Annotated in this window: 30 protein-coding genes and 1 riboswitch; of the genes, 22 read left to right on the top strand and 8 right to left on the bottom strand. The window is 64.1% G+C overall.

All coding sequences use genetic code 11. The features are described from left to right. The 3 genes from galE to P9228_RS26765 form a co-directional block, all read right to left on the bottom strand. Positions 1 to 655 (bottom strand): UDP-glucose 4-epimerase GalE (galE, locus tag P9228_RS26775; RefSeq protein WP_278056443.1); only part of this gene is annotated, 655 nt, incomplete at its 3' end. Next, positions 655 to 1,716: a UDP-glucuronic acid decarboxylase family protein gene (locus P9228_RS26770; RefSeq protein WP_127324484.1), complete on the bottom strand. Its 1,062-nt coding sequence runs from the start codon at positions 1,714 to 1,716 to the stop codon at positions 655 to 657. The genes galE and P9228_RS26770, both read right to left, overlap by 1 nt. A 798-nt stretch (positions 1,717 to 2,514) precedes the next feature. Beyond that, entirely contained in the window at positions 2,515 to 2,982 is a 468-nt protein-coding gene (locus tag P9228_RS26765; RefSeq protein ID WP_278056442.1) for a carboxymuconolactone decarboxylase family protein, read from the bottom strand. Between the two features lie 136 nt (positions 2,983 to 3,118). Between P9228_RS26765 and P9228_RS26760 the strand changes: the two genes are divergently transcribed. From P9228_RS26760 to P9228_RS26750, 3 genes are read left to right on the top strand one after another with little or no spacing between them, the layout of a single operon-like run. Further along, positions 3,119 to 3,763 carry a TetR/AcrR family transcriptional regulator gene (locus tag P9228_RS26760; protein WP_245322283.1) on the top strand — a complete coding sequence of 215 codons (645 nt, stop codon included), beginning with the start codon at positions 3,119 to 3,121 and terminating at the stop codon, positions 3,761 to 3,763. Between the two features lie 12 nt (positions 3,764 to 3,775). After that, positions 3,776 to 4,399 carry a hypothetical protein gene (locus P9228_RS26755; RefSeq protein WP_278056441.1) on the top strand — a complete coding sequence of 208 codons (624 nt, stop codon included), beginning with the start codon at positions 3,776 to 3,778 and terminating at the stop codon, positions 4,397 to 4,399. 7 nt (positions 4,400 to 4,406) lie between these two features. Further along, positions 4,407 to 5,255 carry a 23S rRNA (adenine(2030)-N(6))-methyltransferase RlmJ gene (locus P9228_RS26750; RefSeq protein ID WP_127240974.1) on the top strand — a complete coding sequence of 283 codons (849 nt, stop codon included), beginning with the start codon at positions 4,407 to 4,409 and terminating at the stop codon, positions 5,253 to 5,255. Between the two features lie 24 nt (positions 5,256 to 5,279). On the opposite strand, the gene P9228_RS26745 is transcribed toward P9228_RS26750, so the two are convergent. Further along, on the bottom strand, positions 5,280 to 6,035 hold the full coding sequence (locus P9228_RS26745; protein ID WP_127246195.1) for a helix-turn-helix domain-containing protein: 756 nt from the start codon (positions 6,033 to 6,035) through the stop codon (positions 5,280 to 5,282). Positions 6,036 to 6,213: 178 nt separating this feature from the next. Here P9228_RS26745 and P9228_RS26740 point away from each other — a divergent pair, with 178 nt between their 5' ends. The 5 genes from P9228_RS26740 to P9228_RS26720 all read left to right on the top strand — a co-directional run bounded on the left by P9228_RS26740 (position 6,214) and on the right by P9228_RS26720 (position 9,167). Continuing rightward, entirely contained in the window at positions 6,214 to 6,636 is a 423-nt protein-coding gene (locus P9228_RS26740) for a VOC family protein (RefSeq protein ID WP_127217095.1), read from the top strand. A 25-nt stretch (positions 6,637 to 6,661) separates the two neighbouring features. Further along, positions 6,662 to 7,024, top strand: coding sequence for a DoxX family protein (locus P9228_RS26735; RefSeq protein WP_278056438.1), 363 nt, complete (start codon positions 6,662 to 6,664; stop codon positions 7,022 to 7,024). A gap of 110 nt (positions 7,025 to 7,134) precedes the next feature. Continuing rightward, positions 7,135 to 7,587: a hypothetical protein gene (locus P9228_RS26730; RefSeq protein ID WP_095829242.1), complete on the top strand. Its 453-nt coding sequence runs from the start codon at positions 7,135 to 7,137 to the stop codon at positions 7,585 to 7,587. A 201-nt stretch (positions 7,588 to 7,788) separates the two neighbouring features. Beyond that, on the top strand, positions 7,789 to 8,367 hold the full coding sequence (locus P9228_RS26725; RefSeq protein ID WP_278056437.1) for a TetR/AcrR family transcriptional regulator: 579 nt from the start codon (positions 7,789 to 7,791) through the stop codon (positions 8,365 to 8,367). Next, the gene (locus P9228_RS26720) at positions 8,364 to 9,167 is read left to right on the top strand and encodes a DMT family transporter (RefSeq protein ID WP_278056436.1); all 804 of its coding nucleotides are present in this window, start codon (positions 8,364 to 8,366) and stop codon (positions 9,165 to 9,167) included. Before P9228_RS26725 ends, P9228_RS26720 begins: the two co-directional genes overlap by 4 nt. 20 nt (positions 9,168 to 9,187) lie before the next feature. Here P9228_RS26720 and P9228_RS26715 read toward each other — a convergent pair whose 3' ends face one another. After that, positions 9,188 to 9,781 carry a TetR/AcrR family transcriptional regulator gene (locus P9228_RS26715; RefSeq protein ID WP_278056469.1) on the bottom strand — a complete coding sequence of 198 codons (594 nt, stop codon included), beginning with the start codon at positions 9,779 to 9,781 and terminating at the stop codon, positions 9,188 to 9,190. Between the two features lie 68 nt (positions 9,782 to 9,849). After that, positions 9,850 to 10,413, bottom strand: coding sequence for a hypothetical protein (locus P9228_RS26710; RefSeq protein WP_278056435.1), 564 nt, complete (start codon positions 10,411 to 10,413; stop codon positions 9,850 to 9,852). A 106-nt stretch (positions 10,414 to 10,519) separates the two neighbouring features. Here P9228_RS26710 and P9228_RS26705 point away from each other — a divergent pair, with 106 nt between their 5' ends. From P9228_RS26705 to P9228_RS26685, 5 genes are all read left to right on the top strand, one after another. Next, the gene (locus P9228_RS26705; RefSeq protein WP_067330367.1) at positions 10,520 to 10,882 is read left to right on the top strand and encodes a hypothetical protein; all 363 of its coding nucleotides are present in this window, start codon (positions 10,520 to 10,522) and stop codon (positions 10,880 to 10,882) included. 257 nt (positions 10,883 to 11,139) lie between these two features. Further along, positions 11,140 to 11,589: a GNAT family N-acetyltransferase gene (locus P9228_RS26700; RefSeq protein WP_278088267.1), complete on the top strand. Its 450-nt coding sequence runs from the start codon at positions 11,140 to 11,142 to the stop codon at positions 11,587 to 11,589. Positions 11,590 to 11,710: 121 nt separating this feature from the next. Then, entirely contained in the window at positions 11,711 to 12,307 is a 597-nt protein-coding gene (locus P9228_RS26695; RefSeq protein ID WP_095800053.1) for a glutathione S-transferase, read from the top strand. A 116-nt stretch (positions 12,308 to 12,423) separates the two neighbouring features. Beyond that, positions 12,424 to 12,807 (top strand): TfoX/Sxy family protein, encoded by a 384-nt coding sequence (locus P9228_RS26690; protein ID WP_164748505.1) that lies wholly within the window; start codon positions 12,424 to 12,426, stop codon positions 12,805 to 12,807. 77 nt (positions 12,808 to 12,884) lie between these two features. After that, entirely contained in the window at positions 12,885 to 13,301 is a 417-nt protein-coding gene (locus tag P9228_RS26685) for a GFA family protein (RefSeq protein WP_127246188.1), read from the top strand. A gap of 93 nt (positions 13,302 to 13,394) precedes the next feature. Here P9228_RS26685 and P9228_RS26680 read toward each other — a convergent pair whose 3' ends face one another. Then, positions 13,395 to 14,045, bottom strand: coding sequence for an outer membrane protein (locus P9228_RS26680; protein ID WP_066995784.1), 651 nt, complete (start codon positions 14,043 to 14,045; stop codon positions 13,395 to 13,397). Positions 14,046 to 14,457: 412 nt separating this feature from the next. Here P9228_RS26680 and P9228_RS26675 point away from each other — a divergent pair, with 412 nt between their 5' ends. From P9228_RS26675 to crcB (P9228_RS26640), 8 genes are all read left to right on the top strand, one after another. Further along, positions 14,458 to 15,222, top strand: coding sequence for an SDR family oxidoreductase (locus tag P9228_RS26675; protein WP_127246187.1), 765 nt, complete (start codon positions 14,458 to 14,460; stop codon positions 15,220 to 15,222). Further along, complete coding sequence (gene uvrC / locus P9228_RS26670; RefSeq protein ID WP_278056432.1) at positions 15,219 to 17,303, top strand: excinuclease ABC subunit UvrC; 2,085 nt, start codon at positions 15,219 to 15,221, stop codon at positions 17,301 to 17,303. The genes P9228_RS26675 and uvrC overlap by 4 nt, the downstream gene beginning before the upstream one ends. Before the next feature lie 104 nt (positions 17,304 to 17,407). After that, positions 17,408 to 18,004, top strand: coding sequence for a CDP-diacylglycerol--glycerol-3-phosphate 3-phosphatidyltransferase (gene pgsA, locus P9228_RS26665; RefSeq protein WP_067330383.1), 597 nt, complete (start codon positions 17,408 to 17,410; stop codon positions 18,002 to 18,004). Position 18,005: 1 nt separating this feature from the next. After that, the gene (gene moaD, locus P9228_RS26660) at positions 18,006 to 18,263 is read left to right on the top strand and encodes a molybdopterin converting factor subunit 1 (RefSeq protein WP_067330385.1); all 258 of its coding nucleotides are present in this window, start codon (positions 18,006 to 18,008) and stop codon (positions 18,261 to 18,263) included. A gap of 1 nt (position 18,264) precedes the next feature. Further along, the gene (locus P9228_RS26655; RefSeq protein ID WP_095823619.1) at positions 18,265 to 18,744 is read left to right on the top strand and encodes a molybdenum cofactor biosynthesis protein MoaE; all 480 of its coding nucleotides are present in this window, start codon (positions 18,265 to 18,267) and stop codon (positions 18,742 to 18,744) included. A gap of 218 nt (positions 18,745 to 18,962) precedes the next feature. Continuing rightward, positions 18,963 to 19,379: a YbaY family lipoprotein gene (locus tag P9228_RS26650; RefSeq protein WP_278056430.1), complete on the top strand. Its 417-nt coding sequence runs from the start codon at positions 18,963 to 18,965 to the stop codon at positions 19,377 to 19,379. A gap of 208 nt (positions 19,380 to 19,587) precedes the next feature. Next, a riboswitch (Fluoride riboswitch) is annotated at positions 19,588 to 19,661 on the top strand. A 97-nt stretch (positions 19,662 to 19,758) separates the two neighbouring features. Next, complete coding sequence (crcB, locus tag P9228_RS26645) at positions 19,759 to 20,151, top strand: fluoride efflux transporter CrcB (protein WP_067330731.1); 393 nt, start codon at positions 19,759 to 19,761, stop codon at positions 20,149 to 20,151. 32 nt (positions 20,152 to 20,183) lie between these two features. Continuing rightward, positions 20,184 to 20,585, top strand: a complete 402-nt coding sequence (gene crcB, locus P9228_RS26640; RefSeq protein ID WP_278056429.1) for a fluoride efflux transporter CrcB — start codon at positions 20,184 to 20,186, stop codon at positions 20,583 to 20,585. A gap of 142 nt (positions 20,586 to 20,727) precedes the next feature. Here the strand turns inward: crcB (P9228_RS26640) and ndk are convergent, their stop codons facing one another. Beyond that, positions 20,728 to 21,150 (bottom strand): nucleoside-diphosphate kinase, encoded by a 423-nt coding sequence (gene ndk, locus P9228_RS26635; RefSeq protein ID WP_095823617.1) that lies wholly within the window; start codon positions 21,148 to 21,150, stop codon positions 20,728 to 20,730. 176 nt (positions 21,151 to 21,326) lie between these two features. Between ndk and P9228_RS26630 the strand changes: the two genes are divergently transcribed. Continuing rightward, a complete protein-coding gene (locus P9228_RS26630; RefSeq protein WP_067330396.1) occupies positions 21,327 to 21,542 on the top strand; it encodes a hypothetical protein in 216 nt (71 codons plus the stop codon). Positions 21,543 to 21,631 lie beyond the last annotated feature (89 nt).

The following is a 21,631-nucleotide window of genomic DNA, read 5'->3' as shown; positions in this document are numbered from 1 at the left end:
CGTCCGCCGTCTCGTAATCGGCGCCGAAGACCTCGATCGCCTCGATCATGCCGGACGCCGCCATCAGCACCCTCGGAATGAGGTGGGTTTCGGGTGTATGCCACTCGCCAAGCTCGCCTTCGGGATCGGCGCCGCAGGCGTTGAAGTAGCGAAGGATCGCGTATCTCGTTCCATAGGCAGCGGCATAGTCCCTGATGACTTCTTCGCCCATCAGCTTGCTGCGGCCATAGGGGCTGATCGGCTTCTGCGGCGAGGCCTCGCTCACCGGCAATGCTTCCGGCACGCCATAGGTCGCGCAACTCGAGGAAAAGATCACCTTGTCGATGCCGCTTGCCCGCGCGGCGTCCAGTACGGCGATGGTGCCGCCGACATTGGTCGCATAATAATCCGCCGGCGCGCTGACCGACTCGCCGACATAGGCAAGGGCGGCGAAATGGATGATCGCCTGTGGTCTGTGAGTCTCGATCGCCCGCCGCAACGCTTCGGGGTCGCGGATGTCGCCGACGACCAGCGGCCCCCAGGCGACGGCTTTCTCGTTGCCGCGGCTCAAATTGTCGTAGACCACCGGCAAGTAGCCCGCCGCCGACAGCAGCTTGCAGGCATGGCTACCGATGAAGCCGGCGCCACCCGTCACCAGAACGGGGCGGCGGGTCATCATGCCGTTGCCTCCCTGGCGGTTGATGCCTGGACCCTGCGCGGGGCGATGAACCGGCGTCCGCCCAGGACGGCGTCGAAATAGGCAGTGGTGTGGGCGAGGCCTTCGCTCAGCGCAACCTTCGGCTCCCAGCCGAGATGCTGCCTGGCAAACGAGATATCGGGCTTGCGCTGCCTGGGGTCGTCGACCGGCAGCGGCCGGTGCACGATGCGCGAGCGTGAATTCGTATAGTCGATGACCAGCTCGGCCAATTCCATGACGGTGAACTCGACGGGGTTGCCGAGATTGACCGGGTGCTGGGGGGCCACGGCGGCGTTCATCAGGCGCACGAAGCCTTCGATCAGGTCGTCGACGAAGCAGAAGGAGCGCGTCTGCGCGCCGCTGCCGTAGACGGTGATGTCGTCGCCGCGCAGCGCCTGGACGATGAAGTTCGACACCACGCGGCCGTCGTCGGGCCGCATGCGAGGGCCATAGGTGTTGAAGATGCGCGCGACGCGGACATCGATGCCGTATGTCCGTGAGTAATCGAAGAACAGCGTCTCGGCCGAGCGCTTGCCCTCGTCGTAGCAGGAGCGCGGACCGTGCGTGTTGACATTGCCGAAGTAACCTTCGGGCTGCGGATGCACCAGCGGATCGCCATAGACCTCCGAAGTCGAGGCTTGGAAGATCTTGGCGTTGTGTCGCCGCGCGAGCTCCAGAAGGTTGATCGAGCCGAGCACGCTGGTCTTGAAGGTGTGGATCGGATCGGCCTGATAATGCGGCGGAGAAGCCGGGCAGGCGAGATTGTAGATCTCGTCGACAGCAAGGTCCGTCGGCAGTTCCTCGACGATGTCGTGCCTGATGCAGGTGAAAGTCGCGTCACGCGCTATCGCTGACAGGTTGTAGCGCTTGCCCGTGTGGAAATTGTCCAGCGCGATAACTTCATATCCATCGGCAAGCAGCCTTTGGCACAGATGAGAACCCAGAAATCCTGCTCCGCCGGCGACCAGCGCGCGTCCTTGATCGGCACGCCTCCGTCCCGGCTTGGTGTCCAGCTTCAGAACTTTGATGACCCTACCCATGGCGACCTCATACTCGCACACACCCACGCATCGTCGTTCCGGGCCGGGGCAACAGCGTTGCCCGACCAGGTGAAATCATGGCGATCCCCTCCGCATGCGCGAAGTCGCCAAAAACACGATGTGTTTTGTCTGAGTAAGCGGGGTCGTTGCCGTACGGCTTATGTGCTGCCGCTCAGCGTCCCTTTGCCCCTAAGTCGCGATCCACGAACATGGTTGCCACCACCGCGGACTGCTCGCCCAAATTGCACACCCAACGTATAGAAAGATATACCTGTGCGCGGCATAGTCAACTAATTTAGGGATTCATTAACTTCAGTCTTTTGCGGTTGGTTAACTGTAAGCGTAGGCAGGCGCGCCTTTGAGTCATAGAAGGGGTCGGTTCCGGCCGGTTTTCCCGCGGTAAAGCATCGCGTGCCGCGGCCTACGCAAAGCTTGTCGAGCGTTAGGGGCGGAAGGCTTCAAGGTGAAGACAAGGAACGCGTCTGGCGCCGTCTCTCGGCCTCTGGCATTTCTTGCGGCCGGTCTTTCGGGCTAGAAAATTGCGCAAGTATATCTTAGTTCGCCAACAGGTAGATCTGGCGAGCCTGTAGGCCCTGTCCGCGAAACGCGCTTTCCGAATTGATCGGGGCTAGGCGGCCGTGGTGACGACGGCTCCGCAGCCGTGCTGTCCGGCACGCCGAGATGGCCTCCCGGCATCGCCACCACTCTGAGGTGCACCAAAAAGGGGAGCACAAGGAGCAGCGCAGGTTGGACAACTGGACGCCGTGCATTCCTGTTTCTACTCCTCATAGCCTCTCCCTATTCTCCGCCCATCTCCTTCTTGAACTGGGCGAAGTCGACCTGCATGCCGTTGAAGATGGTGCTCCAGTGGCGGGTCAAGGCGGCCAAGGCGACTGCCTCCTGGATCTCCTCGTCGGTGGCGCCGGCGCGTTTGGCGTTCTCGGTGTCCGACCAAACACAATAATTGCAGGGGATTTGCGCCGCGACCGCCAGCGAGATCAGCGACTTCACCTTCGGCGGCAGCGCTGTCTTGTCGCTGATCTCGATTGCCTTGACCTCTGCCCACGCGCCGGGCAGACCGGCTTTCGGGAACTGCTTCATGAAGCCGGGCACGCCCCCAATGGTCGACTGGATGTCCTTGATGGCGGCGTCGTAGTCGTCGGCGCCGGCAGGCATGGTCAAGGCCGCGGTGAACGCGATAGCGGCGAGCAGCGAGGCGGAGCGAAGGCAGGAGTGCGCGCTTGAGATGATGCGAATGACAGGCATGGTGTTCTCCTCTGGTTTTTGTTAGCCTTACGGTGTAAGGTGATTTGGAACATGAACCTTACAGTGTAAGTTGTCAAGCGGCGCCATGGACTCACCGAGCAAGAAAATCCGAACCCGCGGAAAACTGTCTCGCGAAATGATCGAGGACGCGGCCTTTGAGGTGATCGAGCGGGAAGGGCTCTCCGGCTTCTCGATGCGCAAGCTCGCCGCCAGGCTCGGTTGCGAGGCGATGAGCATCTACCATCACTTTCCCTCGCAGGCGCATCTCTACGAGGCGCTGGTCGATCGCCAGATGAGCGGGCTCGTGATCCCCGATGACAGCCTTCCTTGGCGTGAGCGGGCGCGCATCGGTATGCAGGAATTCCGGCGTGTGGCGACGGAGCATCCGGCCTTCGCGCCGTTCATCGTCGTCTATCGCATGAACTCGCCGCCCTGCCTCGCCAAGTTGAACGCCATCATCGGCCTGTTCGAGGATGGCGGCTTCGGACCTGAGCTCAGCGCCCGTCTGTTCCGCGCCGCCGGTTATTATCTGATGGGCGCGATCCTCGACGAGACCGCCGGCTACGCCAAGGGGCCGTCGGCGGTCACCACGGTCAGCGACGAAGAATTGCAGCGCGACTATCCCAGTGTCGTGGCGGCCGCAGCTTACTTTGGCACAAGCGGTTTCGACAAGACTTTCGAGCTTGGCCTGGAGATGTTTCTGGACGAGATGGAGCGGATACGCGACGCTGCGCGGGACGAGGCCGCCAAAAGTGGCGATCGCGCCCGCAAGAAGCTCTAACCAGGGCTTTCAATGCGCTTCCTCTCGGTTCTTGTCCTCATCGCCGGCGCTGCCATCGGGGTCTTCTATCCTTGGGCGGTGAGCAATTTCTCCGGCCATGCGATCGGCACCTGGCGCGTCTACGAGGGCGGCCGCTTCCGGCCGGCGACCGTACGGCTCGCTGCGCGCGACGCGCCTGTTCGCGTGCTGGTCGACCTCACCGCGCGTGCCGAGCGCGTCGCCTCGCAGCAGCACACGGTGCTGACGCTGACCGCGGCAAGCGGCGGCCGCACGGCGCTCGCCTCGACGCTCTCCTTCAACCACACCGACAATCCACGCCAGGTGAGCCCGCAGCTGCCCGACAAGATCTTTCGCGACGAGGCCGGTGTGATAGAGACGGTCACGCCGGGCGCTTACGTCTTCACTGCCGGTCCGGGCGATGCGGACGGCATCGACATGCGCGCCGTCGACCTGATCTTGCGTGCCGGCACCGGCTCGGTCGACGAACGCGCGCAGCCGGCCGGTTACACGCTGATGGGCGTCGGCTTGGCTGGGCTGGTGCTTTCGCTGGTCTTTGGGCGTGGCAACAAGCCGCCGCAGAATCCCAACTCGCAGCCCCCGCCGCCGCGCTGGGGCCGCGGCGGTTCGCAAAGGTGAAGGCGGCATGAATTATCGCCACGCCTACCACTCCGGCAATTTCGCCGATGTCGTCAAGCACGCGGTGCTCAGCCGGCTGGTCGAGTATCTGAAGCAGAAGGACAAGGCCTTTCGCGTTATCGACACTCACGCCGGCATCGGCCGCTACGATCTCGCGTCGGTGGAGGCCGGCAAGACGGGTGAATGGCAGGGCGGCATCGGCCGGCTATCCGAGGCCGCGCTCGAGCCTCGGACGGCGGCGTTGCTTCAGCCCTATCTGGAAGCGGTGCGCTTGGAAAATCCCGACGGCGGTCTCCGCCGCTATCCCGGCTCACCGCTGATCGTGCGCCATCTCCTGCGCCAGCAGGATCGGCTTACGGCGATCGAGTTGCATTCCGAGGACGCTGCGCGGCTCAAAGCCGTCTTCGCCGGCGACATCCAGACCAGGGTGATCGAGCTCGACGGCTGGTTGGCGCTCGGCGCGCATCTGCCGCCGAAGGAAAAGCGCGGGCTCGTGCTTGTCGATCCGCCCTTCGAGGAGGAGGGCGAGTTCCAGCGTCTCGTCGAGAACCTGCGCCGAGCGCACCGGCGCTGGCCGGGCGGCATCTACGCGCTCTGGTATCCGATCAAGGATCGCAAGGCGGTCGCCGCCTTCCGCGCCGCGCTGAAGGAGACTGGCATTCCAAAACTGCTCGACATCGGCTTCGAGATCCGGCCTGCCTCGAGCGAACCGAGCCTCGACGGCAGCGGCCTTGTGGTGGTGAACCCGCCCTTCACGCTGGAGGCCGAATTGCGGCTGATGCTGCCGGCCTTGCATGGAGTGCTTGCCGTCGAACAGCCGTCGCGCTGGACGATCGAATGGCTGGCCGGTGAGTGAGACCGGGACCAGCCGAAGACTGACCTACGCCAGCGCCGAGGGTGTCACGCCGGTCAGCCGCCGGGTTTCGCGGATCAGATGCGCCTGGTCGGCGTAGCCGGCCTCGATGGCGAGCAGCGCGGTCGAGGCATCGCTATGCCGTCGCTGCAGGCGCCGGAAGCGGTGGAAGCGCAGGATGCGGTCGAGCGTCTTCGGACCATAGCCGAAAGCGTCCTCGAAACGCCGGCGCAGCGTCCGCTCGCTCATGTTGAGGCGGTTGAGCAGACAGGGAACCAGCGGCATCTCCGGCGACAGGCCTTCATCAATGAGGTCGAAGGCCCTGCCCATCAGCGCATCGAGCGCATCGCGCCCCTCTGTATGCGCGCCGACTTCATTTTCCAACTGCCGCACCATGCCGGCGAGGTCGGGCGCGGCCTTGACGCGATCCGACAGTTCGCGGGCACGCGTACCCCATAAGTCCTGGAGGCTCAGCCGCCCGCCGACGATTTCGCCGGCCGGCAGGCCGAGCCACCCGGCGGCCGCGCCCGGCCGGAAACGGAAGCCGATGATCACCGACCCGGGGGGAAGGCGCTCGATCTGCGGCTCCTTGTCCGGTCCGGCCACGCGGAAGCGACCTTCGATCCATTGCAGATCGATGGTCGCGTCCGGCGTGACGACGATTGGCGGGACGTCCTGCTTCGCCATGCGATGCACCCAGACGACGGAGAAGGCGCCGGCCAGGCCTCGCGGGACGGGCCGTTCCCGAAAGAAGCCGGTGGTCTGCGCCAGGACCGCTTCCATATCTTCTCCGATCTGCTTCGTGCTCTGGCGGGTCCGCTTCGGCCATTTTGGCCGAAATCTTCAATGCGGGTCGCTTCCGCCGTGGCAAAAAGGATGCAGCCTCTTGGCGCGTCCAGCGCCTTCACCGCGCCGCATCCGGTCGCGGATGTGGTGACGAATATAGAAGGGAGTGAGAGAAATGAAAGCTCGCATCACCGTCTTTACCCTTGGCGTCGACGATCTGGAGGCGTCGCTCAAATTCTACCGCGACGGCCTGGGCCTGCCGACCGAAGGCATCATCGGCCGCGAGTTCGAGCACGGCGCCGTCGCCTTCTTCGAGCTTGCCGGCGGCTTGAAATTCGCGATCTTCGAGCGCGCGAGCATCGCCCTCGACGCCACCGTGCCGCAGAGCAGCCGCAGTCCGACCGAGTTCACCATCGGCCACAACGTGTCGAGCGCGGCCGAGGTCGACGCTGCGATGGCCGAGGCCGTCAAGGCCGGCGCGCGCGTCGCCAAGCCGGCGCAAAAGACCTTCTGGGGCGGCTATGCCGGCTATTTCCAGGATCCCGACGATCATCTCTGGGAAGTCGTCTACAACCCCGCTTTCATCCCGAAGGATTGACCCGGAAGCCTGGCAGGAGGTCGACATGTCGATCGATACCGTTCAGGCGATAGGCGCGCTTCTCATCGGCGGCGTGTTCGTCTTCGCCGGCATCGAGCACTTCCTGAAATTCAAGGCGATGTGCGACTATCTGGCGAGCCGGAAGTTTCCGGCTCCCGCTGTCATGCTGGCAGCCGGCTCAGCGCTCGAGGTCGTCGCCGGCCTGATGCTCGCGCTCGGCCGTGCCGTGCCTTTCGCCGCCTGCGCGCTTGTCCTGTTCACGCTGGCGACGAACGTCGCGCTGCTGCGCTTCTGGGAGTCCGAAGAGCCGGAGCGGCAGGTGCTGCGCAGCGCCTTCCTGATCAACCTGGCCGTCGTCGGCGGACTGCTGGTGGCGGGAACCGTCTGACAGCCGGACCGCATCTGGAACGATGATTTGGGAAACCATTGTCTTCACAACCGCTTGACCACCGTCAAGCGAATCCGCACAGTGCGTGCAACCGACCTTGAGAGGCTGTCATGACTCGCTTCGCCCATTCCGCCCTTGCCGCGCTGATTTCGCTTCTGACGCCGCTTGGCACATCGCTTGGTTTCACCCAGGCAGCGCAGGCTGCCGACCTTGCCGTTTTAACCGAGGATGACGGCAGCGTCTGCGCCGAGGCCTGGGTGCTGAGCAAGATCACCGATCGCTTCAGCTATCAGGTTCATCATGTGCCGCACCTGCCGGATGTCGCGATCACCGATTTCCATAACATCCGCCTGCATCGTTATCTGCCGTCGAGCGAGAGATGGCCGATCGGCCGGCACTATTGCCGCGCCACCGTCAGCCTGTCGGACGGCCGCGACCGCTCGATCTTCTACCTGATCGAGGAAGGCCAGGGCTTCGCCTCGATCGGCGACAATGTCGAGTTCTGCGTCTCCGGCTTCGACCGCTGGATGGTTTATAACGGCCGCTGCCGCGTGCTTCGGTAAGAAGCCGCAGATCCATTCCCTGGTCCGCTGCCTTCAGGTCGCAGGCCACTCCGTTCGGCCCGTCGACGGAATCAGTCCCATCGCGAATATTGTGAGCTTGCCGGCCATCGCCGGAAAGCAAATCGGCTAATCGGCTGCCGATTGACAACTGTCGAACTGCCGCCTAAAAGAGACAGACCTGTCTCATCACCAGGCAGCAGAATGCCCTCATCGCCCTCCGCCAAACGCCAGCATGTCGTCGACACCGCGTATTCGCTGTTCAAGCGTGACGGCTTCCACGCCACCGGCATCGACCGCATTATCGCCGAGGCCGACATCGCCAAGATGACGATGTACCGCCACTTCCCGGCGAAGGACGATCTGATCGTCGCGGTGCTGGAGCACCGCGCGGCGCGTTTCGAACGCCAGCTCGACCGGCTGGCCGCGGCGGCGGACACGGCGGAAGCGAAGATCTTCACGATACTGGACTGGCACGAACGCTGGTTTCGCGATCCGGCTTTCCACGGCTGCCTGTTCGCGCACGCGCTCGCCGAGTTCGGCGATCCCGATCATCCGGTGTTCAAGGCAGCCAGCCGCCAGAAAAAGGGTTTGCGGGCGCGCCTGCGCGCCATCCTGGAAGAAGAGATGCCGCCGGAGCGGGCCGAGGGCGTCGCCACGGCGCTGCTGATGCTGATCGAGGGCGCGACGCTGATGGCCCAGATGGGGGAGGCTGATGCCGCCGTCGCCAATGCGCGCAAGGCGGCTTCCGCCATCCTCGCCGGCGCGCGGGGCCCCCAATGAACGCGACGGTCGTCGGGCTCGCGCTGTCCGCGGCCATTTTGCATGCCAGCTGGAACGCCTTCCTACGGACCGGGGCCGACAGGCTGTGGACGGTCACAGTCATGAGCTTCTCGAGCACTGCCGCTGCTATTGTCCTGGCGCTCTTCCATCCGCTGTCGGCTGCGGCTGCCTGGCCCTATGTCGTGCTGTCGGCCGTCCTTCAGGTCGGCTACAGCGTGTTCCTGGTTGCGGCCTACCGCCATGGCGAGCTCGGGCAGGTTTATCCGATCGTGCGCGGCAGCGTGCCGCCGTTGGTGGCGCTCGGCGGCTTCCTGTTGGCCGGCCAGCGGCTCGCCGCGCCGGAACTCATCGGCGTCGCGCTGGTCGCCTGCGGCATTATGGCTCTGTCAGTCGGGCGGGGCAGGGCCTCAGTGACATCGATCCTCTACGCATTGGCCACCGGCATCATCATCGCGGTCTATGCGACGGTCGACGCGATCGGCGTGCGCGTCGCCGGCGACAGCGCCGCCTACACCGCCTGGGTGCTGCTGATTTACGGTGCCCTGCTGCCGGCGGCTTTCGTCGGCCTGCGCGGCCGGAAGGCCTTGAGCGGCGGTCTATTCGCGCTGCTGGCCTATGGCGCGGTGGTCGCCGCCTTCGCGCTGGGGCCGGCCGGGCCGATCACCGCCATCCGTGAGACCAGTGTCGTCTTCGCGGCCTTCATCGGCCGCTTTTTCCTCGGCGAGCAGTTGACGCCGCGCCGTATCGGAGCCTATGCCGTCGTCGCGCTGGGCGCGATCTGCCTCGGCTATCGACCCTGACGGCGTCGGTCTCGCGATCGTCACGCTCGCGCGCCCTGGCCGGACAGATAGGCGCAGATCAGCTCGCCGAGCTGCTTCTGCAGCTCCGGCGCATCGAGCATGTTGCGGCGCGCCGCATTGTGGATCACGCCCTCGACGGCTGAGGAGAGCACGCGCGCCACGGTCTCGGTATTTTTCAGGCGCCGGCGGTATTGCGCGACGGCCGCCGCATAGTGCTCGAGATAGTGGGCCTGGAACGAGGCATGCGCGGCGCGCGAGCCGCGGTCGCCCGGCGTCTCGTCGAGCAGCACCTGATGCAGCGTCGGGTGAATGCTGTGCGCGGCGATCATGCCGCGCACCAGTTCGCGCGCGAATTGCCTGAGCGGCTTCTCCTCGGCCGCGGCTTCGCGAATGACGGACAGCACATGGTCGAAGTGGCGGCGTCGGATGGCGTCGACCAGCGCAAGCTTGTCGGGGAAATATTGATAGAGCGACCCGATGCTCACGCCCGCGGTCTCGGCCACCTTGTTGGTGCTGAAGCCCGCCCAGCCGATCTCGCTTAGAACGCGGGCACCTGCTTCGATTATCGCCTCGACGGTGGCGACCGAGCGCGCCTGGCGCGGCTCCTTGCGCATGCGCGGGGCTGGCTTTGCAATGCGAGTAGACATCCCCAACCTGCCTCCCGAGAATATAAGCAGGATACTCACATTTGGCCTGAGAGCAATTCCAGGAAGTGCGAAGCGGTTTTCCGTCCGGAATTGCGACCAAGGAAGAACAGCAATTCCAGGAAAAGTGCGAAGCGGTTTTCCGTCCGGAATTGCGACCAACGAAGAACAGCAATTCCAGGACTATGCGCAACGGTTTTCTCCCCTCCGAACTTGCGAGGAGCATGGAACGGCGGAGTCCTCACGCCGTCTGCAGTGGAGCCTGAGCGGATCAAGCTCTCCAGCGGCAGTTTTTTGAATGTGAGCTGTAAGCTCGCTTTTTGCCGCGCAAGCTTTGCCCCTTCGCCGGTTCGGTTCTGCTCCGCCTTGACTTGTAAATCTTTCCGCTGGACAAGATGAGGTGCTTTGTATGGTGTGCGTTGTCCATTATGAGCAATACGCTCACATTCTACGCTCTGCGCGGCATCAAGATGTCTGGATGATCCGGCGATAGAGAGCATCGGGAATTCTCGACGGCGCAATTTCACTTCGACGAGCAAAGATTCTCTGTCGTTTTTTTTGCCGATGCCCTTGTCAACGCGTCTTGCGTAACCAAAATTCAATAACTGAAATTCATTGTGTTGCTTCGCTGGCTAGATAGCCGCGAGTCAGATATGCATGAGCACGCCGGGTCACTCACGACCTTGGGCAAAACGCAAGGGGCATCGCATGGCAAAGACGACAACCAAGGCGCCGGCGGCGAAAGCGCCGGCAAAGAAAGCGGCACCGAAGGCTGCCGCGAAACCTGCAGCAGCGAAGAAGGCAGCGGCACCGAAGGCAGCAGCCAAGGCTCCGGCCAAGGCTCCGGCCAAGGCAGCGGCAAAGCCTGCGGCGAAGGCTGCGGCTAAGCCGGCCGCGAAGGCGGCAGCCAAGCCCGCCGCCAAGGCGGCAGCGAAGCCCGCCGCCAAGAAGCCGGCAGCGAAGGCAGCGGCCAAGCCCGCCGCCAAGGCGCCGATGAAAGCAGCAGCCGCCAAGTCGACGGCAGCCGTGAAGAAGGCAGCGCCTGCCAAGAAGGCGCCGGCCAAGAAGTAATCGCGTAACTTCGCTCGCGAGCCTGAACAGGCGAGGGTGGGTGCCGTCGAGGCGCCCCTCTCGCCAGTTCGGCGTGACAGCGGGCGAAGTGGATCGGTAAAGGCCTGTCCTGAAAGCTCCTGGAAATTTGCCGCCCGGCAAACTTCCGGGAGCTTTTTTATTGCGCGACCGGCTCGCATCGTCACGATCCGTTCTGGTCCGGGCGATGTCGGCTGCTGCCGCACGTCGATCAGGTAGAAAGGGTTGATCATGGCTTTGTGGCTTGGAATTCGACGGGCAGGCGAGGCGATGCCGAAGCGGTAAGCCGGGTCATTGTTGCCGCTCTGCGGAAAAACAACGCCAGGGATTACGGGCCGGAAATCATCGCCCGCGTTGAGCAGAGCTTCAGCCCCTCGGCCGTGCTGCAACTTTTCAAGAAGCGCCAAGTCTTTGTCGCCGTTTGCGGCGACAAAATTGTCGGTACCGCGGGGCTGGACGGAACAATGGTTCGATCTGTGTTCGTCGATCCTGAATTTCAGGGACGCGGCGTCGGCAGCCGGCTGATGCTGGAGATCGAGGAAGCAGCGCGGGCAAACGGCGCGACGGTGCTGACGGTGCCGTCCTCGGTCACCGCGGAGCGATTTTATTTCAGACTTGGCTTCCGCGCGCTCCGGGACTCCTTCCACGACGACGAACGAACCATCATCATGGAGCGGTCCCTGAAGTAGCGGCGGCACGCGCCGCTCGAACAAGGTGCGGCCAATTGGCGGTAGGTTTTGGCGACGCTGGCCGTTGCTCTGGCAAGAGCATTCGGTCAACAGTGCGCGCGGACAATCAGGAACCCGATCCATGCCGAAGCTGCTCTACGCCTCCACCTCTCCCTATAGTTCGAAGGTCCGCATGGCCGCCGCCTATGCCGGCATCGCCATCGACCTCGTGCCGGTCAAGACGGAGGACAAGCCGGCGGAGCTGATCTCGGCCAATCCGCTGGGCAAGATCCCGGTGCTGGTGCTGGAGGACGGCCGCACGATCCACGACAGCCGGGCGATCACCCAGCATCTCAACCGGCTGTCGAAGAACGTGCTGTTCCCGCGCAACCCCGACAAGCGGCTCGAGGCCGAGGTGCTGGAGGCGCTGGCCGACGGCATCTGCGACTGCGCGCTGTCGATGGTCTATGAGCGGCGCACGCGCCCCGACGCCATGGTCTATCAACCCTGGCTCGACCGCCAGTGGGCGAAGATCACCGCCGCGCTCGACCTGCTCAACGCCAACCCGCCGAAACTGCCCAAGAAGATCACCGCCGGCCAGCTGGCGCTGCGTGCCACCCTCGGCTATCTCGCGCTGCGTTTCGGCGGCCAGTGGGAAAAGGGCCGCGGCCGGCTTACACGTTGGGCCGCGCGCTTCGACGAAAAGTTTCCGGAACTGAAGGGCTGCGTGCCGGGGTAAACAGCTCATCTCCACCCTTGTGGGGGAGATCGGCAGCCTCGCCGCCGCGCCTCCCCATATTGAATTGTCGCCCGGATTCGTGATTGCATAGGCCGTGCAATTACGAAGTGGTTCGCATGGCGAAGTCGGTCACCCAAACAATCGTCGCCCCCGACCCGATGGTCGAGCGCTTGCGCGCGGCCCTTGGCCGGCGCGCTTTCACGGAACAGAAAATGTTCGGCGGCACCTGCTTCATGATCAACGGCAATATGCTGGTCGGCACCTCGAAGCGCGGCTTGCTGGTGCGTGTCGGCAAGGACGGGCACGCGGCCGCAGCCGCACGGCCCCATGCGCGGCCGATGGAAATGGGCGGGCGTTCGATGGAAGGCTATATCCACGTCGCGCCGGAAGGCACTGCAACCGAGGCAGATCTCGCCGAGTGGATCGATCGTGCGCTGGCTTTCGTCGAGACACTGCCGCCGAAGGTCAAACCCGCCAAGGTCGCAAAGCGGCCAGCCTGAACAGATCGCGCCGCCTATCCTTCACATCGGCCGTGTCGGCGGGGGTCGGCCCGGGCACGCAGTCGGCGGAGGAAGCGATGGCATCTCTGGCGGGACGTTGCATGTGCGGCGCGGTCACCTGGATCTATTCCGGAGAGCTCACGCGAAATCTTGTCTGTCACTGCGCCGATTGCCAGCGCGCCACGTCCGCTCCCTTCACTGCTTTCCTCGGCATGAGGCCGGAGCAGCTGAACTGGGCCGGCGTCATCAGGCACTATGAAAGCAGCCCGAACACCTTTCGCGGGTTCTGCCCGTCCTGCGGCACCAGGCTCTACTTCCGCTCCGACAGATGGCCCGGCGAGATCCACGTTCACGCCGCGACCATGACCGACCCGGCCGACTACCGTCCGGACGCCCAGGTCTTCTCGCGCTCGCGCGCGAATTGGCTCGACCAGCTGCAGTCGATTTCAGCCCATGAGGCTTTCCAGCAGGCGCCATCCACCGGGTTGCGTTGAAGGCGTGGCCAAACGTGTCGGCCTGGGGCAACGCCAACCACAAAAAAAGCCGGGCGCGCGGCCCGGCTTTTTCCGTGTCGTGGCTTGGACGACTTAGAACTTCATACCGACGCCGAAGAGGACGCGGTTGTCCTTCGACTTGACGTTGCCGACATTGTCGAAATTCTTGTCGCCGTAGTCGGTGTAGCGGTACTCGACACGACCGAACACATTGTCGGTGATCTTGATGTCGGTGCCGACACCGGCCGTCCAGCCCAGCATCGCCTTGCTGTCGCTGCTGACGCCGTCGTCGATCTTCTGGTTCTTGGCGGCGAGACCGCCGGTGCCATAGAGCAGGATTTCCGGGGTCACGGCATAGCCGAGGCGAGCGCGCAGCGAGCCTTCGAGGCCGCCCTTCGCATCGATGCCCGCGCTGTCGCCCTTGACGCCATTGTAGCCGAGATCGGCTTCAGCGCCGTAGACGAAGTTGTCCTGCTGCCACTGGTAGCCGCCGAAGACGCCGCCGATGAAGCCCTTGGTCTTCACATTCACGCCGATGTCGCGGGCGTCGGCATGGCCGCTGAAGCCGTAGCCGAGGCTGATACCGGCATAGGGGCCGGCCCAGGAAGCGACGGGGAGTTCGGCGACCGGGGCCGGTGCCGGCGGCTCTTCGGTGACGGCGTCTGCGGCATAAGCGGTACCACCGAGGGCGAAGAGCCCGAGCGCAACCGCCAGCGGCCGCGCAAACTTGAGATTAGCTTGCATTGTTGTTTACTCCTTAAGCCACAAGACACGAGGCTTTTTATGTTCATGAATGCCCCCGGCCCGTCCGGGGGGATAAACGGGCCTGGCGTTCAACAGTTCCAAATGTCGTGCTGAAATACGGCTGAAGCGAACCTGAACTTGGGTAATTCCCTGGCGCGAATGAGGCCAAAAGGTGACGTTGCATCTTCGCAACAGCGAATGTCAGCACGCTAGTCATGTTGCGCTGCACACCGCTTGGTTCAAGGGGTTCGGGGACATATATTGCATTATGAAACTTCCGCAATCCGGGTCGGCAGCGTGCGTACGGGCCGCTTCGCCACATTCCTGCCCCAGGTAGAAATGGCATTTAACGCTTGGCCCGTCATATTGTGCCGGCTTCCCGGAATCGTGAAGCCGATAGAGGATTGACGACATGAAAGAAGCCTTTGGCGTGGTGCTGGTGACGGGTGGAGCGAAAAGGATCGGCAAGGCGATCGTCGAGGACCTTGCCGCGCATGGCTTTGCCGTGGCCATCCATGCCAATCGTTCCGGAGCCGAGGCCGAGGCGCTGGCCAGCCGCATCAGGAACCAGGGCGGCCGTGCCGCCGTGCTCGCCGCCGACCTCACCGATATGAAAGCCGTCGGCGATCTGGTTGGCCGCTCCGAAGCTGCCCTTGGCCCGGTCACGCTCCTCGTCAACAACGCCTCCTTGTTCGTCGACGACCGTATCGAGGATTTCGACTGGCAGGCCTGGGACCGCCATTTCGCCATTCATCTGAAGGCGCCGGCGCTGCTGGCGCAGAACTTTGCTCGCGCCTTGCCGGAAGGCGCGGAGGGACTGATCGTCAACGTCATCGACCAGCGTGTCTGGCGGCCGACGCCGCGCTATTTCTCTTACGCGCTGTCGAAATCGGCCCTGTGGACGCAAACCCAGATGCTGGCGCAGGCGCTGGGGCCGCGCATTCGCGTCAATGCCATCGGCCCCGGCCCGACGCTGAAGAACAAGCGCCAGGACGACGATGATTTCGGCAGGCAGGTCGAAGGACTGATTCTGAAGCGCGGCCCGCAATTGCCGGAATTCGGCGCCACCATCCGCTATCTTTGGGAAGCGCGCTCCGTCACCGGCCAGATGATCGCGCTCGACGGCGGCCAGCATCTTGCATGGCAGACGCCCGATGTGACAGGCATGGTGGAATGAGTCCTGCCCATAAACACAGCCCCCTCGGCGCCGCCGATGATTTGCCGCCCGATCTCGACATCGAGGACGAGGCGTCGGAGGAAATCGTCGAGCCGGAGGCGGTTGCCGCCGGTCCCGACGTCGCTTTCACCGCTATCGACTGGACGCCGCATGCCGGCGACGCCGACGGCATGGTCGGCGCCGAGGTGATCCAGACTTTGGTCAAGCGGCTGCCCAACCAGCCGGGCGTCTACCGAATGATGAACGCCGCCGGCGACGTGCTCTATGTCGGCAAGGCGCGCAGCCTGAAGAAGCGCGTCACCAACTATGCGCAGGGGCGCTTCCACACCGCCCGCATCGGCCGCATGGTGCGCGAGACGGCGACGATGGAATTCGTCGTCACCCGCACCGAGATCGAGGCGCTGCTGCTCGAGGCCAACCTCATCAAGCGGCTGAGGCCCCGCTTCAACGTGCTGATGCGGGACGACAAGTCGTTCCCTTACATCCTGCTTACCGGCGACCATGTTTCGCCCGGCATCTACAAGCATCGCGGCGCGCGCTCGCGCAAGGGCGACTATTTTGGGCCCTTCGCTTCCGCCGGCGCGGTCGGGCGCACCATCAATTCGCTGCAGCGCGCCTTCCTGCTGCGAAGCTGCACGGATTCCTTCTACGAGAACCGCACGCGGCCCTGCCTGCTCTACCAGATCAAGCGTTGCGCCGGTCCCTGCACCGGCGAGATATCGCATCGGGGCTATGCCGAGCTGGTTGCCGAGGCGAAGGATTTTCTCTCCGGCCGCAGCCAGAAGGTGAAGACCGAGATCTCGGCCGCCATGCAACAAGCCTCCGAAGAGCTCGACTTCGAGCGGGCCGCTATCTACCGGGATCGCCTGGCGGCGCTGTCGCATGTGCAGGCGCATCAGGGCATCAACCCGCAGACTGTGGAAGAGGCGGATGTCTTTGCCATCCACCAGGAAGGCGGCCAGACCTGCATCCAGGTGTTCTTCTTCCGCACCGGCCAGAACTGGGGCAACCGCGCCTATTTTCCCAAGGCCGATCCGGCGCTGGAGCCGGCCGAGGTGCTGGGCTCCTTCCTCGCGCAGTTCTATGACGACAAGCTGCCGGCGCGTACGCTGCTTCTTTCCCAGCCGGTGCAGGAGCAGGAGCTGCTCGCCGAGGCGCTGTCAACCCGCGCCGGGCGCAGGATAGCGATCTCGGTGCCGCAGCGCGGCGAGAAGAAGGATCTCACCGATCACGCGCTGCAGAACGCGCGTGAGGCGCTCGGCCGCAGGCTGGCGGAAACGTCGACGCAGGCGCGGCTATTGCAAGGCTTTGCCGAGACCTTCGGCCTCGCAAGGCCACCAGTGCGCATCGAGGTCTACGACAACTCGCACATCATGGGAACCAATGCGGTCGGCGCCATGATCGTCGCCGGGCCGGAAGGTTTTGTGAAGAACCAGTACCGAAAGTTCAACATCCGTTCGACCGAGATCACGCCCGGCGACGATTTCGGCATGATGCGCGAGGTGATGGAGCGCCGCTTCTCGCGGCTGCTCAGGGAGCACGGCGACGTCCAGCCTTCAATCGGAGCGGGCGCGGAGGCCGAGGACGATGCGGCCGAGGATCTTGTCGAGGGAATCGGCAGCTTCCCGGCATGGCCGGACGTCATCCTGATCGACGGCGGCCAGGGGCAAATGACGGCGGTGCGCAAGATCCTGTCCGATCTCGGCATCGAGGACCGGGTCGTCGCCATCGGCATCGCCAAGGGCCAGGACCGCGACGCCGGGCGCGAGCGCTTCTTCGTCAAGGGCAGGGACTCTTTCACGCTGCCGGTGCGCGACCCGGTGCTCTATTTCGTCCAGCGCCTGCGCGACGAGGTGCATCGCTTCGCCATCGGCTCGCACCGCGCCCGCCGCAAGAAGGAGATGGTCAAGAGCCCGCTCGACGAGATCGTCGGCATCGGCCCAGGCCGCAAGCGGGCGCTGCTTCACCATTTCGGCACCGCCAAGGCGGTCAGCCGCGCCGCGGTCGAGGACCTAGTCAAGGTCGATGGCATTTCCGAGCACGTGGCGAAGCTGGTCTACAACCATTTTCATGACAGCTGACCATTCTTGCGCCTATTTTGGGTTGACCAATCGAATCTCGCCTGTTGACCCCCCACATTGGCTTCTGATTTGAGTAGGCAGGCGGAGAGAGATCCCGATCAGATATGGCCCAGCGCGCTTTCAACCTGCCGAACATCCTCACCTACGCCCGCATCATCGCGGTGCCGCTGGTGGTGCTGTGCTTTTTTCTCGAAGGCCATCTGAAGTCCTCCGACTTTGCCCGCTGGTCGGCGCTCGCCATCTTCCTGCTCGCCTCCATCACCGACTATTTCGACGGCTATTTCGCGCGCGCCTGGCAGCAGACCTCCAACATCGGCAAGATGCTGGACCCGATCGCCGACAAGCTCCTGGTCGCCACCTGCCTGCTCTTGCTCGCCGCCGACACCGACCGCCATGCCGGCATTGCCGGTTGGTCGCTATGGGCGGCGATTATCATCCTGTGCCGCGAGATTCTTGTCTCGGGCCTGCGCGAATATTTGGCCGCGCTGAAGGTCTCGGTTCCGGTGACCCAACTCGCCAAATGGAAGACGACCATCCAGATGGTCGCGATCGCCTTCCTGCTCGTCGGCCCGGCCGGCGACAAGATCTTCCCGCTGACCACCCAAATCGGCCTGGTGCTCTTGTGGATCGCGGCACTTGTCACCCTCTACACCGGCTACGACTATTTCCGGGCCGGCCTGAAACACATCATGGACGAGTGAGATGTCGACCAAGCTCATCTATTTCGCCTGGGTGCGCGAGCGGATCGGCAAGCCGGAAGAGCATGTCGAGCTGCCCGCCGGCGTCGAGACCGTCGCCGACCTGTTGCGCTGGCTGAAGTCGCGCGGCGAGGAATACGAAAACGCGCTGCAATATCCGGACGTCATCCGCGTCGCCATCAACCAGGAACATGTCGGCCACCGCGAGAAAATCGCGGGCGCGCGCGAGATCGCGCTGTTTCCGCCGATGACCGGGGGCTGAGATGGCGAGCACGGTCGTGCCGGCCATCCGCGTCCAGCGGGAGGATTTCGACGTCGCCGCCGAGATTGCCGCGCTGACCGAAGGCCGTGCCGACATCGGCGCCGTGGTCACCTTCTCCGGCCTCTGCCGTGACGAGCAAGGCGCGCTCGCCGCCCTCGAGCTCGAGCACTATCCCGGCATGGCCGAGGCCGAGATCGGCCGCATCGCCACTGAGGCCATCGGGCGTTGGCCGCTGCAGGGGCTCACCGTCGTCCACCGCCATGGAAAAATCGCGCCGGGCGAAAACATCGTGCTGGTGGTCGCGGCCTCCGCGCATCGCCAGGCGGCCTTCGAGGCGGCGAATTTCCTGATGGATTACCTGAAGTCGCGCGCGCCCTTCTGGAAGAAGGAGCACCGTGCCGACGGCTCCGAAGGCGGCTGGGTCGAGGCCAAGGAAGCCGACGACGAAGCCGCGGATCGTTGGAAGACCCCGGACAAGTAAGCCAGGACGGCATTGCCTTGGCGATCGCCCCATCCGGCGCGCTTCGCAGCACCTTCTCCCCTTGGGGAGAAGAGGGTCGCCCCGAACTGCTCTTCGCAATTTCGGTTGGCAATCCGCCTGAGGGACAAGCCGGCGAATTTCCTCCCCAAGGCCATCGAACGACCGCAATCCTTCCCGACCTTGCAAATCGGTTTGATTTGCTGGGCGGGAGCAATCTTATGCTGGACAGGATCGCGGAATTTTTCATCTTCGGCCTTGTGCCGCTGGTGGTCGGCGTGCTTGCCGTGCCGGAGTTCACCAGTGCCGCCGAAAAGACGATTGCCGGCGAGGTGACCTATCGCGAGCGCATCGCGCTGCCGCCCAATGCCGTGCTTTCGGTCGAACTCGCCGACATCTCGCTGGCCGGCGCGCCGGCGACGCTCGTCGGCCAGCGCAAGATCGTCGTGGCCGGCCAGATGCCGATCAAATTCGAGATCGGCTTCGATCCCAAGGCAATCCAGCCCGGCAGGGCCTACGCGCTGCAGGCCCGCATAACGGTCGATGACCGGCTGATCTTCCTCACCGACACTCGCCACCAGGTCGATCCGCTGGACGGCAAGCCGCAGACCATCGTGCTGAAGAAGGTCACGTCGTAGCCTGGTTCGCAAAATTTCCGACACGCCGGAAACGCATAGAGACGAGGGATCGCGGCCGCTTCTGCGTCAGCCCCGGGAGTTCCGGTCTCTCGTCCGCCACCGCGTCCGCCACCATAACGGATTCGGCAAATGTTAACGGGGCGCGAAGAAGCGCGTCGCAACCATAGTGGCCCCGATTGACCGCGACCCCGCGACCACCTAGTTTCCCTCGTCAAATGGGGATGGGGTTCCCCCGAAACCGCCCGAGCTTTTCGCATCTGGGCTGATGACTCCTGCCAGGCGTGCTTTCGCGCGGCAGGATTTCTTTTTCCGCTCGCACACGCCTGTCTTGATGGCGCGATTCCCGCGAGGAATCGCTTTGTGGAAAGGCAAAGAAGCGATGAGCCTTGCGGCCTGCGCCCTGGTCCTGATCGGCGGCTTCCTCGGCGGTGTTTCCCGCTTCTTCCTGTCGGGCCTTGTCGGCCGCAGCGTCGGCGAGACCTTTCCCTGGGGCACGCTGGTGGTCAACGTCTCCGGCGCGCTTGCCATCGGCGCCTTCGCAGGCGCGGCGCGGGCCGTCGGCGGCATCTTTTCCGCCGAACTCGTGCGCGACCTGATCGTGGTCGGGCTGTTCGGCGGCTACACCACGGTTTCGTCCTTCTGCCTGCAGACGCTCAACCTCGCGCTCGACGGCGAGCGGCGGCTCGCCGCTCTCAACATCGTGGCTTCGGCGGCGCTCTGCGTGCTTGCCGTCGCCTTTGGGTTTTGGACCGTCGTGCGGATGGCGGGGTAGGGCGCATGTTTGGAAACGATAGACAGACAGCCATGCGGCTTTATCTGGCGGTGGGCTGCGGCGCGGCCATCGGTTCGCTGGCGCGCTTTTTATGCGGCTACGTCGTCGTCTCGCTGCTGGGCTGGAGCGCGCTGCTTGCAACGGCGTTCGTCAACGTCGTCGGCTCCTGGGTCATCATGTTCTTTTCCACGCTGACCCGGCCGGATGGACGCTTGATGGTCGGCCCGGCCGGCCGCCAGTTCGTGACCGGCGGCTTCTGCGGCGGTCTCACCACCTTTTCGTCGATGAGCCTCGACGCCTTCATCCTGCTTCTCGAGGGCGACCTCGGCCTTGCGGCGACCTATCTTGTCAGTGTGGTGGTGCTGTCGCTTGCGTCGGCCTGGCTCGGCTATCTCATGGCGACCAGGTTCAACCGCTTGCCGATCACCAGGTGATCAGGGAGGAGAGCATGGCACTTCTCGCCGGCTCGGAGGCCTCCGGCGCAGCCGCGGGCATCGCCCGTTCCTAAAGCCTGCACGGCCGGCCCGCTCCAACAAAAAGGCGGCCCGAGAGCCGCCTTGCCGGGACCGAAGCGTCTCAGCCGACGATCTCGGTGTCGGAGAACCAGTACCTGATCTCCTGCGCGGCGGTCTCCGGCGCGTCCGAGCCGTGCACCGAATTTTCGCCGATCGACAGCGCATGCACCTTGCGGATGGTGCCCTCGGCCGCATTGGCCGGGTTGGTGGCGCCCATCACTTCGCGGTTCTTGGCGATGGCGTTCTCGCCCTCCAGCACCTGCACGACGGTCGGGCCCGACGACATGAATTCGACCAGCTCGCCGAAGAAAGGACGATCCTTGTGGACGGCGTAGAAGCCTTCGGCCTCGCGGCGGCTCATCCATACGCGACGCGACGCGACGACGCTGAGGCCCGCGTCTTCCAGCATCTTGGTGATGGCGCCGGTCAGATTGCGCTTGGTGGCATCCGGCTTGATCATGGAGAAGGTGCGTTCGATCGCCATTGGGTCGTCCTTGTTCTGGGAATGGAAATTGGAGTGGCGGGCTCTATACAAGCCGCTTGGCGGCTTGCCAAGGGGAGGCGGCTTCTGGTCAAGGCCGGCTGTTTGCGGGATAATTGGACGGCTGAGAGCGCGCTTCGCGTGCAGTCCGGAGCGCCGCGGCAGCGGAGCAGGAGGCGATGAACCGGCTCTACCTCAAACGCGACGATATCGCCGGCATTTTCTTGATGGCCGTGGTCCTTGCCGTGATCGTCTTCGTCCTGCTGTTCTTTCCACAAACCGGACAGCAGAATTTCGGCTTCGGCCCGGAATGGCAATGCGCCCGCATGGGAGAGGGCGATCCGATCTGCGTCAGGCTGGTCGAAAAGGATGAAGCCGGAAAATTCCCGCCTTGAGGGGGAGATGGCCGGCAGCACAGAGCGGGGCGCCGCGCGTGAAACGCCGACTTCTTCTTTCGCAAGTAGGCGCCGCAGCTGTTGAGGCG

Origin of the sequence: Mesorhizobium sp. WSM4898, from assembly GCF_029625845.1 — a bacterium.
In the GTDB taxonomy this organism is placed as follows: domain Bacteria; phylum Pseudomonadota; class Alphaproteobacteria; order Rhizobiales; family Rhizobiaceae; genus Mesorhizobium.
This window is presented reverse-complemented; position numbering and strand designations above follow the sequence as displayed.

Bases quoted from the DNA above. Each gene is read 5' to 3' on its own strand.
- P9228_RS26770 (WP_127324484.1), bottom strand. From the start codon at position 1,716: ATGGGTAGGGTCATCAAAGTTCTGAAGCTGGACACCAAGCCGGGACGG.
- P9228_RS26765 (WP_278056442.1), bottom strand. From the start codon at position 2,982: ATGCCTGTCATTCGCATCATCTCAAGCGCGCACTCCTGCCTTCGCTCC.
- P9228_RS26760 (WP_245322283.1), top strand. From the start codon at position 3,119: ATGATCGAGGACGCGGCCTTTGAGGTGATCGAGCGGGAAGGGCTCTCC.
- P9228_RS26755 (WP_278056441.1), top strand. From the start codon at position 3,776: ATGCGCTTCCTCTCGGTTCTTGTCCTCATCGCCGGCGCTGCCATCGGG.
- P9228_RS26750 (WP_127240974.1), top strand. From the start codon at position 4,407: ATGAATTATCGCCACGCCTACCACTCCGGCAATTTCGCCGATGTCGTC.
- P9228_RS26745 (WP_127246195.1), bottom strand. From the start codon at position 6,035: ATGGAAGCGGTCCTGGCGCAGACCACCGGCTTCTTTCGGGAACGGCCC.
- P9228_RS26740 (WP_127217095.1), top strand. From the start codon at position 6,214: ATGAAAGCTCGCATCACCGTCTTTACCCTTGGCGTCGACGATCTGGAG.
- P9228_RS26735 (WP_278056438.1), top strand. From the start codon at position 6,662: ATGTCGATCGATACCGTTCAGGCGATAGGCGCGCTTCTCATCGGCGGC.
- P9228_RS26730 (WP_095829242.1), top strand. From the start codon at position 7,135: ATGACTCGCTTCGCCCATTCCGCCCTTGCCGCGCTGATTTCGCTTCTG.
- P9228_RS26725 (WP_278056437.1), top strand. From the start codon at position 7,789: ATGCCCTCATCGCCCTCCGCCAAACGCCAGCATGTCGTCGACACCGCG.
- P9228_RS26720 (WP_278056436.1), top strand. From the start codon at position 8,364: ATGAACGCGACGGTCGTCGGGCTCGCGCTGTCCGCGGCCATTTTGCAT.
- P9228_RS26715 (WP_278056469.1), bottom strand. From the start codon at position 9,781: ATGCGCAAGGAGCCGCGCCAGGCGCGCTCGGTCGCCACCGTCGAGGCG.
- P9228_RS26705 (WP_067330367.1), top strand. From the start codon at position 10,520: ATGGCAAAGACGACAACCAAGGCGCCGGCGGCGAAAGCGCCGGCAAAG.
- P9228_RS26695 (WP_095800053.1), top strand. From the start codon at position 11,711: ATGCCGAAGCTGCTCTACGCCTCCACCTCTCCCTATAGTTCGAAGGTC.
- P9228_RS26690 (WP_164748505.1), top strand. From the start codon at position 12,424: ATGGCGAAGTCGGTCACCCAAACAATCGTCGCCCCCGACCCGATGGTC.
- P9228_RS26685 (WP_127246188.1), top strand. From the start codon at position 12,885: ATGGCATCTCTGGCGGGACGTTGCATGTGCGGCGCGGTCACCTGGATC.
- P9228_RS26680 (WP_066995784.1), bottom strand. From the start codon at position 14,045: ATGCAAGCTAATCTCAAGTTTGCGCGGCCGCTGGCGGTTGCGCTCGGG.
- P9228_RS26675 (WP_127246187.1), top strand. From the start codon at position 14,458: ATGAAAGAAGCCTTTGGCGTGGTGCTGGTGACGGGTGGAGCGAAAAGG.
- uvrC (WP_278056432.1), top strand. From the start codon at position 15,219: ATGAGTCCTGCCCATAAACACAGCCCCCTCGGCGCCGCCGATGATTTG.
- pgsA (WP_067330383.1), top strand. From the start codon at position 17,408: ATGGCCCAGCGCGCTTTCAACCTGCCGAACATCCTCACCTACGCCCGC.
- moaD (WP_067330385.1), top strand. From the start codon at position 18,006: ATGTCGACCAAGCTCATCTATTTCGCCTGGGTGCGCGAGCGGATCGGC.
- P9228_RS26655 (WP_095823619.1), top strand. From the start codon at position 18,265: ATGGCGAGCACGGTCGTGCCGGCCATCCGCGTCCAGCGGGAGGATTTC.
- P9228_RS26650 (WP_278056430.1), top strand. From the start codon at position 18,963: ATGCTGGACAGGATCGCGGAATTTTTCATCTTCGGCCTTGTGCCGCTG.
- crcB (WP_067330731.1), top strand. From the start codon at position 19,759: ATGAGCCTTGCGGCCTGCGCCCTGGTCCTGATCGGCGGCTTCCTCGGC.
- crcB (WP_278056429.1), top strand. From the start codon at position 20,184: ATGCGGCTTTATCTGGCGGTGGGCTGCGGCGCGGCCATCGGTTCGCTG.
- ndk (WP_095823617.1), bottom strand. From the start codon at position 21,150: ATGGCGATCGAACGCACCTTCTCCATGATCAAGCCGGATGCCACCAAG.
- P9228_RS26630 (WP_067330396.1), top strand. From the start codon at position 21,327: ATGAACCGGCTCTACCTCAAACGCGACGATATCGCCGGCATTTTCTTG.